The 14,061-nt window shown below is 41.6% G+C and carries 14 protein-coding genes; 8 read left to right on the plus strand and 6 right to left on the minus strand.

Going from position 1 to position 14,061, the window contains the following annotated elements; translation table 11 throughout:
* The gene (locus ACP26M_RS23480; protein ID WP_091167635.1) at positions 1–573 is read right to left on the minus strand and encodes a porin family protein; all 573 of its coding nucleotides are present in this window, start codon (positions 571–573) and stop codon (positions 1–3) included.
* 192 nt (positions 574–765) lie between these two features.
* Between ACP26M_RS23480 and ACP26M_RS23485 the strand changes: the two genes are divergently transcribed.
* From ACP26M_RS23485 to ACP26M_RS23505, 5 genes are all read left to right on the plus strand, one after another.
* Entirely contained in the window at positions 766–981 is a 216-nt protein-coding gene (locus tag ACP26M_RS23485; RefSeq protein WP_090532134.1) for a hypothetical protein, read from the plus strand.
* Between the two features lie 63 nt (positions 982–1,044).
* A complete protein-coding gene (locus ACP26M_RS23490; protein ID WP_426583749.1) occupies positions 1,045–2,796 on the plus strand; it encodes a S41 family peptidase in 1,752 nt (583 codons plus the stop codon).
* 129 nt (positions 2,797–2,925) lie between these two features.
* On the plus strand, positions 2,926–3,432 hold the full coding sequence (locus ACP26M_RS23495; protein WP_426583751.1) for a hypothetical protein: 507 nt from the start codon (positions 2,926–2,928) through the stop codon (positions 3,430–3,432).
* Between the two features lie 252 nt (positions 3,433–3,684).
* Entirely contained in the window at positions 3,685–4,560 is an 876-nt protein-coding gene (locus tag ACP26M_RS23500; protein ID WP_090532131.1) for an OmpA/MotB family protein, read from the plus strand.
* 374 nt (positions 4,561–4,934) lie between these two features.
* Complete coding sequence (locus ACP26M_RS23505) at positions 4,935–5,477, plus strand: hypothetical protein (protein ID WP_426583754.1); 543 nt, start codon at positions 4,935–4,937, stop codon at positions 5,475–5,477.
* Between the two features lie 85 nt (positions 5,478–5,562).
* On the opposite strand, the gene ACP26M_RS23510 is transcribed toward ACP26M_RS23505, so the two are convergent.
* A complete protein-coding gene (locus ACP26M_RS23510; protein ID WP_354484645.1) occupies positions 5,563–6,000 on the minus strand; it encodes a DUF5990 family protein in 438 nt (145 codons plus the stop codon).
* Between the two features lie 136 nt (positions 6,001–6,136).
* On the opposite strand from ACP26M_RS23510, the gene ACP26M_RS23515 reads away from it, so the two are divergent.
* Positions 6,137–6,793 (plus strand): metal-dependent transcriptional regulator, encoded by a 657-nt coding sequence (locus ACP26M_RS23515; protein WP_354484643.1) that lies wholly within the window; start codon positions 6,137–6,139, stop codon positions 6,791–6,793.
* Positions 6,794–6,889: 96 nt separating this feature from the next.
* On the opposite strand, the gene ACP26M_RS23520 is transcribed toward ACP26M_RS23515, so the two are convergent.
* A complete protein-coding gene (locus tag ACP26M_RS23520) occupies positions 6,890–7,390 on the minus strand; it encodes a hypothetical protein (RefSeq protein WP_426583756.1) in 501 nt (166 codons plus the stop codon).
* 165 nt (positions 7,391–7,555) lie between these two features.
* The gene (locus tag ACP26M_RS23525) at positions 7,556–8,539 is read right to left on the minus strand and encodes a pyruvate dehydrogenase complex E1 component subunit beta (RefSeq protein WP_354484641.1); all 984 of its coding nucleotides are present in this window, start codon (positions 8,537–8,539) and stop codon (positions 7,556–7,558) included.
* Between the two features lie 188 nt (positions 8,540–8,727).
* On the opposite strand from ACP26M_RS23525, the gene ACP26M_RS23530 reads away from it, so the two are divergent.
* Entirely contained in the window at positions 8,728–10,638 is a 1,911-nt protein-coding gene (locus tag ACP26M_RS23530) for a DUF4153 domain-containing protein (protein ID WP_426583758.1), read from the plus strand.
* 9 nt (positions 10,639–10,647) lie between these two features.
* On the opposite strand, the gene ACP26M_RS23535 is transcribed toward ACP26M_RS23530, so the two are convergent.
* Positions 10,648–11,835 (minus strand): DUF5009 domain-containing protein, encoded by a 1,188-nt coding sequence (locus ACP26M_RS23535; RefSeq protein WP_321556689.1) that lies wholly within the window; start codon positions 11,833–11,835, stop codon positions 10,648–10,650.
* Positions 11,836–11,917: 82 nt separating this feature from the next.
* A complete protein-coding gene (gene pdxA, locus ACP26M_RS23540) occupies positions 11,918–12,973 on the minus strand; it encodes a 4-hydroxythreonine-4-phosphate dehydrogenase PdxA (protein ID WP_426583761.1) in 1,056 nt (351 codons plus the stop codon).
* Positions 12,974–13,210: 237 nt separating this feature from the next.
* On the opposite strand from pdxA, the gene rsmA reads away from it, so the two are divergent.
* Positions 13,211–13,990 (plus strand): 16S rRNA (adenine(1518)-N(6)/adenine(1519)-N(6))-dimethyltransferase RsmA, encoded by a 780-nt coding sequence (rsmA, locus tag ACP26M_RS23545; protein ID WP_426583763.1) that lies wholly within the window; start codon positions 13,211–13,213, stop codon positions 13,988–13,990.
* Positions 13,991–14,061: the final 71 nt, after the last annotated feature.

The following is a 14,061-nucleotide window of genomic DNA, read 5'->3' on the forward strand; positions in this document are numbered from 1 at the left end:
TTAAAAAATCTTAAAGCCCACACTCAGTGCCCAAAGGTTTTGGCGTTTAGCAAAGCTATCGCTAACTTTGGTTAAACCGCCTTCGTAACGCAAATCGGCAGTGATTGAACCAATATCAACACCGGCCCCGGCCTGGAAACCAATATTGCTTTTGTTAAAATCATTGAATGCATTACCCACGTTATTACTTACGCTGGTGCTTTGATCAAGCGTGTAAGTATAAATAGGCCCTGCCATAATGCGGAAGTTCAGATCTTTTTGGCCAAATGACTTACCTACCAATAATGGCACATTCAGGTTAGTGAACCTTACCTTGCCACTAAATGCGGTATTATTATCATTTGATTCAAATTTACCGCCGGTGCCGCTCAGGTAAAGCTCTGGCTGTAAGTAAACGCCGTTGCCCACGCGGGCAAATAAACCAGCCTGGTAACCGGTCAGGTTTTTGTCGTTAAAATTATCGGAGCCAATTTTTGAAAAATTGACACCTCCTTTTACGCCTAACGAAAATTGTGCTTTTGCACTGATGCTTACAGCTATCAGCAATACTGCACTTAATAGATACTTTTTCATGATTTTCGATGTTAAATGTAAAGCCATAAACGGACGTTATCCTTTAAATTGTATACGGCCCTACGCTATTAATTTACTTTGGTTATAACCCGGCCCATTTTTGAGCCGTATCAGGTATTATCAATACACGAGCCAAACAATTAACAGTAGCAACTTGGTATTTTTTATATTTTTGCTGAAAATAAATTGAACATGGCTGAAATCAGTATTACCAACAAGGATTGGGAACGCGTAAAAATTAAGATTCAACGTAAATACAACCACCTTACAGACGAGCAGTTAAAATACAGCGAAGGGCAGGAAGAAAGCTTGATTACCAAACTGATGGATCTGGTAAACCGCGATCGCAAATATGTGGTTTTCACCCTAAAAAAGGCGCTGGTGAATATTGATACCAACCGACTGTAAAATAGACACTGCGGTTATACAAACTGGATAGCTTTTTTGTATTTTTATTTTTTTCGAGGATAAATGATGAAACAGGGGTTAGTGTTCAAAAAAGGATACAAAAGAGCAGGCTTATTTGCAGGTATTGCATTGCTGGCCGCGGGCATAGTGGGTTTTAATGACGACCTGTTCCAGATCTCGAAGAACCTTGATGTTTTTGCCTCTGTTTATAAAGAGGTTAATATCAATTACGTTGATGACATCAATTCGGCCAAGCTGGTAAAAACCGGTGTTGATGCTATGCTCGATGGCCTTGACCCTTATACCGAGTTTGTGCCCGAATCAGAAATTGAAGATTATAAGCTGCATTACGTAAGTACCCAATATGGCGGCATTGGTGCCAGTATTTTTTTGCGTAACGGTAAAGTATTTGTATCGGAAGTGTTTGCGGGCTTCCCGGCCCAAAAAGGAGATGTACACCCCGGCGATCAGCTCCTGAAGATAAACGATGTTGACCTTAACGGCAAAAATAACGACCAGGTAAGCCAGTTGCTTAAAGGCTCAAAGGGTGCGGCCATAAAACTGTTCATCAAACGGGATAATACACCTCAGCCATTTGAAAAAAACCTGGTTCGTGACGAGATCAAACAGCCCAATGTATCGTACTTTGGCATGGTTGGTGGCAACATGGGGTACATTAAACTGGATAAGTTTCTTGAAAATTCGGCTGCCGAAGTTACCAATGCCCTCGTGGAGCTAAAAAAGAAAAATCCCAACGGTATCATTCTTGATCTTCGCTCAAACGGCGGCGGTATATTACAGGAAGCCGTAAAAATAGTGAACCTTTTTGTGCAGAAAGATGTGGAGATTGTATCGCAAAAAGGGAAGATAAAGGAAAAGAACTTTACTTACAGCACCATCAGCGCACCGCTCGAACCCGATTTGCCGTTAGTTGTATTGGTTAACAGCCATTCGGCATCGGCGAGTGAAATTGTTGCCGGCGCCCTGCAGGACCTCGACCGCGCGGTGATTATCGGGCAGCGCAGTTATGGTAAGGGACTGGTACAGCAAACTTTCAATTTACCATACAATAGCCTGGTAAAAATTACCATCGCCAAATACTATGTGCCTTCGGGCCGCTGTATCCAGGAGCTGGATTATACCCACCGTAAGGACGATGGCAGTGTGGTAAAAGTGGCCGATTCGCTGATCCATGAATTTAAAACAAAAAACGGCCGTTCTGTTTATGACGGCAGTGGCATTTACCCGGACCTGTTTATCAAACAGGAAAAATTTGCCAACGTTACCCAGGCATTGGTGGGCAAGCTGCTGATATTTGATTATGCCACCGTTTACCACGATAAGCACGCTAAAATTGCCGATGCCCGTTCGTTTACGCTATCTGATGGCGAATACAATGACTTTATAAAATACCTGGCCGATAAAAATTACAGCTACACCACCGCATCCGAAAAATTATTAACCACCTTAAAAGTTGAAGCCACGAAGGATAAACAGTTCAACGATATCCAGGCCGAGTATGAAGGTTTGAAAACCAAACTTATTGCCAGCAAAAAGAACGATCTTGTTCAACATAAAGACGAAATAAAGCAAGTACTTGAAAACGAAATAGCGTCACGCTATTACTACGAAAAAGGCCGTTACGAAACCAACTTTAAATACGATAAGGAACTTGCGCAAAGCGTAAAAACTATGCAGGATAAAGCCCAGCTGGCATCAATATTAAAAGGTGAAGGCAGCTATAAAGTTATCGGAAAACCTGTATTGGCCATGGCAGCTAAAAAAGCAGCCGACAAAGATGACGACGACGAATAGGCTGAACACCAATCTGTTTCAATTCAAAACACACATTGTATCCAATTAGTTACCCCTTGCAATAGGTAAGGGAGTTAAACTTTTATGGCTTGTTATTGTCATATACTTACAAACAAACAATAACACCAAATGAAAAAGATAATTTTAACAGCTGCCATATTATTAAGCAGCTTAACCGTAAAAATAGCCGGCGCGCAAATAAGCTTAAATATCAACATAGGCAGTCAGCCGGCATGGGGGCCTGTAGGTTATGACCATGTAGATTATTATTACCTGCCCGATATTGACGCTTATTACGATATCAATGCCCATCAGTATGTTTATTATGATAACAATGTTTGGGTGCATGGCGCTATGTTGCCGCCGCGCTTTGGCAACTTTGATGTTTACCGCAGCTACAAGGTAGTAGTTAACGAGCGCACCCCTTGGGTTAGGAACGATGTTTACAAACGTAAATATGCTTCATACAAAGGCCGTCATGATCAGGTTGTAATTCGTGATAGCCGCGATGAAAAATACCGTAACCATTGGGTTGAACGTAAAACCGTGCGCAGGGTTGACGTAAAACAAAAATCAAATGGTAATAAACGCGGACATGATGGTCACGACAATCACGGCAATGGCCACCGCGATTAAGTTTTTGTATTGTTATAATTTTGATTGTTTTTATGAAGGACTGTCCCCCAAAAAGGACAGCCCTTTTTTCTTGCAATTCCCCTTATATCTTCCCTTAAGGGGCATAGTTGGCCTTCGGCACAAAAGTTGCCCCTTTATGTCACATTCCGGTTAACTTTAATAGTTTACCTGTATAGGTTAGCTATAAACGGACATTATATTCGTTACTTAGCTAACCGATTTATTGTTAAACGATTTAAATCAAATTACACTATGAAATATCGAATATCCATTTTGGCCCTGCTTGTAACAGCAGTATTAGGCCAAAGCTGTGTAAGCAGCAAAAAATACAAAGAGCTGGATGCTAATTACACCCAATTGCAGAACAGCACCAAAGACCTGAGCATTAAATACCAAACCAGCGAACAGGCCCTTGCCGTGGCACGTGGCCGTAACAAAAGCCTTGAAGAGCAAATTGAGCAGCAAAAAACAAATGTAACCGCTTTGCAGGATGCCTTGAACAAATGTTTAAACTCAAGCAGCCAGGGCAATGTGAATATATCAAAGCTGGTTGATGAGATCAATGCTTCAAACCGCTATATACAGCAGTTGGTTAACGCTAAAAACAAAAGCGATTCGCTTAACATGGTGTTGACCAACAACCTTACCCGCTCATTAACTCCGCAGGAAACCCAGGATGTTGATGTAAAGGTATTGAAGGGAGTGGTTTACATTTCATTATCTGATAACATGTTATATAAATCAGGTAGTTATGAAATATCTGATAAGGCTGGCGCTACTTTAAGCAAGATAGCCAAGATCATTATGGACTATAGCAATTATGATGTGCTGATTGAAGGTAATACGGATAATGTTCCTATCTCGCAGAAAAACATCCGCAACAACTGGGATTTAAGTGCTTTACGTGCCTCATCAGTAGTGCAGGCCCTGCAAACCACTTACCAGGTTGATCCTAAACGTTTAACTGCCGGTGGCCGTGGTGAGTATAATCCTATCGCGGATAACTCAACCCCGAGCGGTAAAGCACAAAACAGGCGTACTCAAATTATCATAACACCAAAATTGGATCAATTTATGGACCTGATAGGCAAAGCACCGGCCGATCAGCCCGCGCCGCCTAAACAATAATTGTAGTTTAGCTATCAATTTCAAGCCACCCGGTTAGGGTGGCTTTTTTTATGCAGCTATTTTCGTATGTTTTTGCATACAGTATTTCAAGGGCTAAAGCAGGGCTCCGGGAATCCCGGAAAGCTTTTATTTGCCATATCATTATTAACCGAATGATAACAAAAAACAGTTTTTTTAATTTGGAATATTGCTCATTTAATTAAGACGGAAAATAACTAACATTTGCTGTGTTGCAATTAATTGAGCTTGCTTCATTACACTAAGGTTGCCATTACAATGGCATTTGTTTTGAATAAATGGAGCAACAGATATTGAGACAGGTTAAACCATGGGCTTTAACCATAGTCATATAAATATAACTTATTACACGCGTTATGAAAAAGATGATTTTATCGGTAGTTATTTTGTTAAGTTGCTTCTCTGCAAAAATAGCTTCTGCACAGGTTAGTATTGGTTTGGGTATCAACATAGGCAGCCAGCCCGATTGGGGGCCTGTAGGCTATGATCATGTTGACTACTATTACATGCCTGACATTGATGCTTACTACGATGTGCCAACCCATAATTATATTTACTATGAAAACAACGTATGGGTACACCGCAGGTATTTACCTGTAAGGTATCGTAACTATAATGTTTACAATGGATATAAAGTTGTGGTAAATGAGCGTAACCCTTGGATACGCAACGCGTACTACAGGGATCATTATTCCGGCTATCGCGGCCGTCATGATCAGGTGATCATCCGCAACAGCCGTGATGTAAGATATGCCAATCACTGGCGCGGCGGCGACCGCGGATGGCATGGCGGTAACCCAAACAGAGGCGGATGGCACGGTGGCGGTGATCATGGTCATGGTGGCGGTCACGGTGGTGACGGCGGACATGGTCACGGCGGTGGTCACGGACATCACTAATAAACATTATTATATAGCATAGGCTTCCTGAAAAGGAGGCCTATTTTGTTTCCAGGGCATATCTATAAGTTCATTGAGGCTCAGTTTAAGGCATATTTACCTTCCAGCCTTCAAATGGTTTGACCGTAGCACAAATGGGACTGCCGTCTTTTGCTGTTCCCGGAAAGCTCGTTATAAGGAATGCAGTCGAATGGTGGCCAAGCTGGGTTATCATGTCCCAGGTTACTCCGGAAAGTGGAACTTTAACTCTGCGGCTCCAGCCTCCCACCTGGCCTGCATATTCACCAACGTCAATATAAAGGAATTGGCTTGCGGGCTTTCCCTGTACAAACGGCCCCGAAAATCGAGGATCATTGATCTTCTGCGGATCGCTTTTTAATTGGATCGTCAGATTAAATTGGATATCCAGCCCATCGGACCGTTGTGTCTGAATGGTTTCATATCTGTTTCCGCTGCCCTTTTGAATTCCGAAATCTACCCCCGCCGGAGGATTTTGCAGAAGAATACAAAGTTGAATATCCATATACAATTATAATTAAAACCAATCTTCAAAAGTTTATCCGGAGTATTTTCTTTTAAGCCGGGGCACTACCTAACGTTCAGGATGTAATAAGCGCTTTACTTTTGCTTATGTTTGTGTTTTATCAAATTGATTACTGATGTATACGCTTTCGGAAGAAAACTATTTAAAAGCTATTTATCGCCTTGCATTACAAGGGAAGGATTTTAAAATAACACCCACCGCCATTGCCGAATCACTCAGCAATAACCCGGCCTCAGTGGTAGATATGATCCGTAAGCTTACCGAAAAACAATTGATAGAATATGATAAAAAAAATGGCGTAAGGCTAACCCAGCAAGGCTTAAAGGATGCTACATTAATTGTACGCCGCCATCGCCTTTGGGAAGTTTTTTTACTGGAGAAATTAGGCTATCACTGGGATGAGATCCACGATATAGCCGAAGAACTGGAACACATTAACGATGCTACCCTTGCCGACAGGCTGGATAAATTCCTGGGCTTTCCTGAATATGACCCACATGGTGACCCTATACCAAAGGCGAACGGTAAAGTGCCTAAATCTTATTCCGTAAGCCTTTCTGAGCTTAAACCTGGTTCCCAAAGCCATGTTGCCGCCGTGCGCGATACCAGCAGTTCATTTTTGCAATACCTTCAACGGTTGAACATAGGGATAGGCACAAAAATTCAGTTGATTGAAAAAATTCCGTATGACAATTCGCTGGTGATAAAAATTGAAAACCGCGGGGATACCACGGTTTCGCAAAAGTTTGGCGAGAATATATTAGTAGATTAATTTTTTTAGGTTAAAGGCGAAAGGATAAAGGTGAAAGGTTTTGTTACGCTTTACAAAAAAAACCTTTTACCCTTCACCTTTGTCCTTTTACCTCTTTTATGGTTTCCCCGTTACTCTTGATGATTCTGCAAGTTCACCGTCAACGTCTACATCAAAGTAGAGGCGGTAGATCTCCCATTCATTTTTGGGTTTGTAAAACATAAATGTCATGCGGGCCGGTTGGCCTTCGTGTTTAAGCAGATAGCTGTACAGTACCAGGCTGTTTGAAGCCTTCCGCTGCATGATCAGGTCCTTGCCGAGATATTTGCCTATTACACTGCGCATGGAATCTATTTTGACAATAATCCCGGTAAGCCGGGTTGAATCCATCTGCTTATTGCTTTTAAAAATATCAATCACTGCACGGGCTGTGCCTTGCTTGTCGTATTCTTTAAAAAACTTATCAATAAAGGTTTGTACCCCGGTTACCGGAGCCGCGGCCGGAGCTGCGGTGGCAGCGGCCGCCTGGGTTTGTGCCGAAGCAACATTGCCGGTTAATACCAGCGCCGATACAATAAAAAATAAGGGTTTAAATGCTTTAAAGTAGGTGTATCGCATGTTCAAAAATGTTAATTTTTAAAAGTAGGCATTTTTTGCAAATCCCCCAATAATAGCTGTTAAGATGATTGAAATGTGGCAAAGCGGGCAGCTAAAATAAAGTTTCAAAAAATAAAGAGCCCGGTATGAGAATACCGGGCTCTTACATATTTTATATTAAAACGATTACTTGGTAACGTACATTACTTCTTTAACCGCTTTGATCACCCTTTCAGGGTTTGGCAGGTACTCCTGAATCAAAGTTGGGGCGTAAGGAAGCGGAACGTCACCGCCCATGATACGCAGGATCGGCGCGTCAAGGTAATCAAACGCGTCTTTTTGAACTTTAAAAGCAACCTCGGTAGCAATTGAACCTAACGGCCAGCTTTCTTCAATAATTACCAGGCGGTTTGTTTTCTTTACCGATTCAATAACTGTAGCATAATCGATAGGGCGTACAGTGCGCAGGTCGATCACTTCAGCGTGGATACCTTCTTTTTCAAGTTCGGCAGCGGCTGCAACAACCACTTTCATGATCTTGCCAAAGCCAACTAAAGTAACATCAGTACCTTCTTTAACAACTTTTGCTTTACCCAATGGGATATAGTAAGTTTCTTCAGGCACTTCACCTTTATCGCCATACATTAATTCCGACTCCATAAAAATAACCGGATCAGGATCAAGGATGGCTGATTTTAATAAACCTTTAGCATCGTATGGGTTTGATGGTACAACCACTTTTAAGCCAGGGCAGTTGGCATACCAGTTTTCAAAGCACTGGCTGTGCTGTGAGCTAAGCATACCTGCATTACCGGTAGGGCCGCGGAAAACAATCGGCACCGAAAACTGGCCGCCGCTCATTGACATCATTTTGGCAGCGCCATTGATGATCTGGTCGATAGCTACCAGTGAAAAGTTGAAAGTCATGAACTCGATGATAGGGCGTAAGCCGTTCATTGCCGAGCCGATGCCGATACCGGCGAAACCCAATTCAGAGATGGGCGTATCTATAACACGCTTTGCGCCAAATTCGTCCAGCATTCCCTGGCTTACTTTGTACGCGCCGTTATATTCGGCAACCTCTTCACCCATCAGGTATATATTCTCGTCGCTGCGCATTTCTTCGACCATGGCCTCTCTTAGCGCTTCTCTGAATTGTATTTCTCTCATTATCGTAAAATGATGTTTTTTTGCGAACGCAAATATAAACACTAATGTGTTAAATGCAATTAACCGTGGTATTGGTTTGATTTTTAATACATATATTTTACATTTTCATCATTCTGCAAGAAGTAAAACTTCAAACCGAACCTCAAAAACACAAATAAATACTACATTAGTTCCTAAACCTCACACAAATGAAATTCCCGTCATTAAAAAACCTGTTACAAAGCGCGGTAAATACCATTAAACGTTATCCGTTTGAAACACTTTTTGCCTTAGCTGGCACCATAGCAGCTACTATAGAGATCGAACTTAATCACCTTAACCGTATAAGCGAAAACTGGTGCATGCGCACTATCATGATAGCCAACCTTGGTTTCCTGCTTAGTCTTTCAGCTACGCTGTACACGCAAAGCAAAGGATGGAAAACAACCAAAATAGTATTAGCAAAAATTGCAGCGGCTGTGATAGCTGTACTGTTCATATTTATTATTAATCCCCCCGAACGACAGGCAGATTATACCCGGTTCTTTTTGCTTAGCCTGGCTTTTCATTTAATGGTTTCTTTTGCTGCCTTTACCGGCAAAGGCCAGATACGAGGATTTTGGCAGTTTAATAAAACTCTTTTTTTACGCTTTTTGGCATGTATGCTGTATGGCGTAGTATTGTTTGCTGGGCTGGCCGCAGCAATAGGAGCTACCAACTTTCTGTTTAATTTTAAGTTTGAGTGGGATACTTATCAGATTTTATGGGTATGGATCACAGGGATGTTCACTACTACCTTCTTTTTAGCGGGAGTACCAACAAACACTCGCGCGCTTAATGAAGATGAAAGCTACCCCAAAGGCCTAAAGATCTTCACCCAATATGTACTCATCCCGCTATCAACAGTATATGTGCTCATTTTACTGGCTTATGAAATCAAAATACTCATTGAATGGAAGCTGCCCAAAGGCCTTGTATCAAACCTGATATTAGGTTATGCCGTATTTGGCATATTATCGCTCCTGTTGGTATACCCCATCCGCGAGCAAAACGAAAACAAATGGCTCAAAACCTATACCCGCAGCTTTTACTTTTTATTAATCCCATTGCAGATATTGCTGTTTGTTGCCGTTGGCACAAGGGTATTTAGCTATGGCGTTACCGAATTCAGGTATTTTTTGATAGCACTTGCTTTGTGGCTGCTGTTCATCTCGCTTTATTTTTTACTGTTTAAAAAACAGAATATTAAGATCATTCCCATCTCACTCTGCATGCTAACCCTGCTTAGTATCTACGGGCCACAAAGTGCATTTACCATGAGTATGTATTCGCAAAGGGGTATGGTGATTAGCTTTTTTAAAAAGCATAATGGATTTAAAGATGGAAAGCTGACACTTGTTGATAGCACAAAAATCAACATGAAGGAAGGAAGCCTCGGCGCAAGCAGGCTCAGCTATTTCATTTATCATTACGACCTAAAGGGCTTGCAACCCTATTTTAAAAGAGATTTAAACATAGTTGCTGATTCATTAGCAAAACAAAAGGGGGAGTACAACAACCTGCTGGTTGACAGGGAGGGGTTAAGGACTTTAAAATATCAATGGGCAAAAAAACAATTGGGCCTAGGCCGTTTCAGTGATTATTATTATCCCTTTGCTAAGACAACAACCGATTTTTCAGAGAGCGAAAGCTATGTGTTTAGTCAAAAAGAAAATATCACGGTTGTTAAAGGATATGATATTGAACTTGCAAGCAACCTGGGGGCAGATACTGTGATTAATAACTATAATGGCATCACTATAAAGCAAGTTTATTTTGCCGAAACACACAGGTGCAGCTTAATGCTTAATAACGATATAGTTAAATTTGATCCCATTGAGATTGTGAATAAAATGATGACCGATACTACTACGCTCGAAAAATATCGTAGCAAAAAGAATAAAGATAACCTTTATATGCCAAAAGGCTATGAGCTGCCAGCAAATCTGATGCAGGTAACCAGACAAACGCCCGGTTATACTGTAGTATTTCAATTCAGCAGTATTTACTTTGATCGTTCAAAAAAAGGAAACCCAGATATAAAAAACTTTAGTGGAACATATCTCATCAAAATAAAGTAAACAGTCAGCTTATATCTTAATCCGGATATTGATTTTATCCAATAACCCCGTGAGCCATACCATTACAAAAGCAAATACAATGCATTTTATGAGGCCCCCGGTGCCCTGGCTCAGGTATTCGGGGTAGCCTATCCTGCTCATTTCATATATGGGATAAAATAGGAAGGGCACTATGTAACAGGTAAAAGTGTTGGTGCCGGCGGGCTCTATCACCTTAAACCAGTTGTATTTATTTTTAACATCAACCAGGAAAATAAAGAAAGCATATACCACCAAACTAATGCCGGTACAAATGAGCACCCATGAAGGGGTATCGCGTTCTTTGGAAATGCCGCCACTAAAATAGCGTACTATAAAGCCCAGGTTAAACAAAATTATTGCAATCAGGATCATGGCCACCCAAAGCATCTTCATTTCATTATTGGCCTTGAGGCGCATGTACAATACAGAAATAAATACCCCTGCCATGGTGAACGATTGCATGGCGCCATTACCCGCAATCCAGATATAGCCCTGCAGCTTGTCGATAAAATCAAGAAAGCCGAAATGCACATCCAGGTTAAAGAAAATGAAGAACATCCAGGCCGCCAGTTGTACCCATAAATGCCCGTCGGAATAGTAATAGATAAGTGCGCAAAGCATGTATGACCAGCCTATCAGGCCTAAAATACCCCACCAGGTAAAGTGAAGCCAAGTATGCCCGGGGTCGCTGGTACGATATAGCAACGCCATGCCTGCAAGTAACAATATACCGAAGCCCTGCAGCAAATAACGTTTAGTGGGTGACGTGTCCTTGCCGTAATCTAAAAAAATAAAGAAGAAGCTGAATGTAACCAGGCTTTCCCAAACTGGTTTGGGTAACAAGGTGGCAGCTTCATTGTAGGTTTCCATGTTGGCATGGAAAAAACCTATAAAAATGAGCGCGAATGAGCGGCTCACTATCCGTGATAATAGTTTGAAATTATCGCCCTGCTTTAACCTGTTTTGAAAAGCAAAGGGAATCGAAAGCCCGACTATAAATAAAAACGCGGGAAAAATAGTGTCGGCCAAACCCAGCGCATCAACATTTGAGCCCGCGTGTTTAAGCCATGTTGGGGTATTCGGAATGCCATCCAGGTCATTCACAAATATCATGAGGAACATTGTTACAGCGCGGAATGCATCTATTGAACGTATGCGGCTAAGAAAATTATTCATTCAGTCATGTAAATGCAACAAGCAGCGTAAATGTTTTAATTTAACGGTAATTAAATTAAAACATTACTATTACAAGGCTTTTTTAATCTCTGTCGCGGCTTAGCTTGCTGAATAAAAGTGGATTTTCATTAAGTTCGAGCCCTTCCCTGCGGTTCTTTACAATGTGGATAGCTGTAAACAGCGCTTCGCGGAAGGAAACCTCAGAAGCCTGGTTTTTTCCTGCTATATCATACGCAGTTCCATGATCGGGCGAAGTGCGCACAAAGTTTAGCCCGGCTGTAAAATTAACACCTGTTTCAAAGGCGATCTGTTTAAAAGGGATCAGGCCCTGGTCGTGATACATAGCCAGTACAGCATCGAACTGCAAGTAAGTGCCATTTGCGAAAAAACCATCGGCCGAGTATGGGCCAAATGCCAGTATATTATTTGAGCGGGCTTCTTCAATAGCAGGTATAATGATATCTTTTTCTTCGCTGCCGATAAGGCCGTTATCGCCAGCGTGCGGGTTAAGGCCTAATACCGCAATTTTTGGTTTGCGTACCCAAAAATCATTTTGCAAACTGTGGTTCATCAGTTTCAGTTTAGCCAATATTTTTTCCGGGGTAATGCTTTCGGCAATTTTTGATACCGGGATATGGCCTGTAACCACGCCAACACGTAAAGTATCGCTCACTAAAAACATCAGCGATTCGGCAGCACCATCGTATTGCTGTAAATATTCGGTATGGCCGGGAAAGTGGAATTTATCGTTCTGTATATTATCCTTGTTAATAGGAGCGGTAACCAATGCATCTATATAACCTTCCTTCAGGTCATAAACAGCGCGCTCCAATGATTTAAAAGCGTACTTGCCTCCTGCTTCCGTAACCTGCCCTATATCAATCTTTACATCCTCTTCCCAACAGTTGATCATGTTAGGTTTGCGAAAATGAGTTTGTGAAGGATCATTGATCACCAAAAAATTAAGCTCATTAATCTGGGTCGCGCGGCGGTGGAACGAAGCCACTTTGGTATGCCCGTAAACAATAGGCGTACAATAATCATAAATCTTACTATCGGCCAAAGTTTTAATAATTATCTCTAAACCGATGCCGTTTACATCGCCAATGCTGATCCCAATTTTTAATTTATCGCTCATTTTTATATGTTGATTTCACCGATTAGTTCGTGATTTCACCGATTGCCCAATGATTACACAGAATTTTAACAGTGATGATTATTAATGGTTTATAAAAGCTCAGTACTTAAAGTAAAGCTTTTACCTTTAACCTTTCGCCTTTAACCTATCTTTACACCTGCAAATAAAAGATTTTAAGCTTATAGTTCCTGATAAAAGCACAAATATGATTTAATTTGCTCAAATATTTGATTAATAATGACATTGGTAAGGGCAAAAAAACATTTAGGGCAACATTTTCTTACTGATAAAAACATAGCAGCAAAGATAGTTGACAGCCTGAAACCCGAAGGGCGTTTCGGCCATGTGCTTGAGGTGGGGCCGGGCATGGGTGTACTGTCTAATTTTCTGCTGCAAAAAAGCGAGTACGAAACATCACTCATTGATATTGATACCGAATCGTACGATTTTCTGAAAAAAAAATACCCGCAATTAGGTACCCGCCTTATCAATGCCGATTTTCTGGAGCTTGATTTTAAAAGCATTTTTCCCGAAAACTTTGCCATTATCGGTAATTTCCCCTATAACATCTCATCGCAAATACTTTTTAAGGTGCTTGACAACCGCCAGCAGGTGGTTGAGGTAGTGGGCATGTTCCAGAAAGAGGTTGCTGAACGCTGTGCCGCCAAACCAGGCAGCAAGGAATATGGTATACTCAGCGTGTTTTTACAAGCCTATTATAAAGTGGAATACCTGTTTACGGTGAAGGCCGGTGTATTTAATCCTCCGCCCAAGGTGCTTTCGGCAGTGATCAGGCTTACACGCAACGATAAACAAACACTTGATTGCGACGAGAAACTATTTTGGCAGATAGTAAAAGCGGGTTTTAATCAGCGCCGCAAAACCCTGCGCAACGCCATATCATCACTCATCAACAAAGAAAAATTGACTGATGAACCTGTCCTCGATCTTCGTGCGGAAAGATTGAGTGTAGAGGATTTTGTAAAACTTACTAACGCGGTTTCAGCGAGCAGGTAGGTAATTAAGGTTTCAGTCCCCTCCCAATCACCGACAAAAGGGAAGAAATGAGGTCTCTATATTTTTAACCC

It is taken from the genome of Mucilaginibacter sp. R-33 (assembly GCF_049949235.1).
GTDB lineage: Bacteria > Bacteroidota > Bacteroidia > Sphingobacteriales > Sphingobacteriaceae > Mucilaginibacter.

What these genes read in the sequence shown, in the direction of transcription:
- ACP26M_RS23495 (WP_426583751.1), top strand. Translation starts at nt 2,926, where the DNA reads ATGAAAAAGATAATTTTAACAGCTGCCATATTATTAAGCAGCTTAACC.
- ACP26M_RS23525 (WP_354484641.1), bottom strand. Translation starts at nt 8,539, where the DNA reads ATGAGAGAAATACAATTCAGAGAAGCGCTAAGAGAGGCCATGGTCGAA.
- ACP26M_RS23510 (WP_354484645.1), bottom strand. Translation starts at nt 6,000, where the DNA reads ATGGATATTCAACTTTGTATTCTTCTGCAAAATCCTCCGGCGGGGGTA.
- ACP26M_RS23530 (WP_426583758.1), top strand. Translation starts at nt 8,728, where the DNA reads ATGAAATTCCCGTCATTAAAAAACCTGTTACAAAGCGCGGTAAATACC.
- ACP26M_RS23485 (WP_090532134.1), top strand. Translation starts at nt 766, where the DNA reads ATGGCTGAAATCAGTATTACCAACAAGGATTGGGAACGCGTAAAAATT.
- ACP26M_RS23505 (WP_426583754.1), top strand. Translation starts at nt 4,935, where the DNA reads ATGAAAAAGATGATTTTATCGGTAGTTATTTTGTTAAGTTGCTTCTCT.
- ACP26M_RS23515 (WP_354484643.1), top strand. Translation starts at nt 6,137, where the DNA reads ATGTATACGCTTTCGGAAGAAAACTATTTAAAAGCTATTTATCGCCTT.
- ACP26M_RS23520 (WP_426583756.1), bottom strand. Translation starts at nt 7,390, where the DNA reads ATGCGATACACCTACTTTAAAGCATTTAAACCCTTATTTTTTATTGTA.
- rsmA (WP_426583763.1), top strand. Translation starts at nt 13,211, where the DNA reads ATGACATTGGTAAGGGCAAAAAAACATTTAGGGCAACATTTTCTTACT.
- ACP26M_RS23500 (WP_090532131.1), top strand. Translation starts at nt 3,685, where the DNA reads ATGAAATATCGAATATCCATTTTGGCCCTGCTTGTAACAGCAGTATTA.
- ACP26M_RS23480 (WP_091167635.1), bottom strand. Translation starts at nt 573, where the DNA reads ATGAAAAAGTATCTATTAAGTGCAGTATTGCTGATAGCTGTAAGCATC.
- ACP26M_RS23490 (WP_426583749.1), top strand. Translation starts at nt 1,045, where the DNA reads ATGATGAAACAGGGGTTAGTGTTCAAAAAAGGATACAAAAGAGCAGGC.
- ACP26M_RS23535 (WP_321556689.1), bottom strand. Translation starts at nt 11,835, where the DNA reads ATGAATAATTTTCTTAGCCGCATACGTTCAATAGATGCATTCCGCGCT.
- pdxA (WP_426583761.1), bottom strand. Translation starts at nt 12,973, where the DNA reads ATGAGCGATAAATTAAAAATTGGGATCAGCATTGGCGATGTAAACGGC.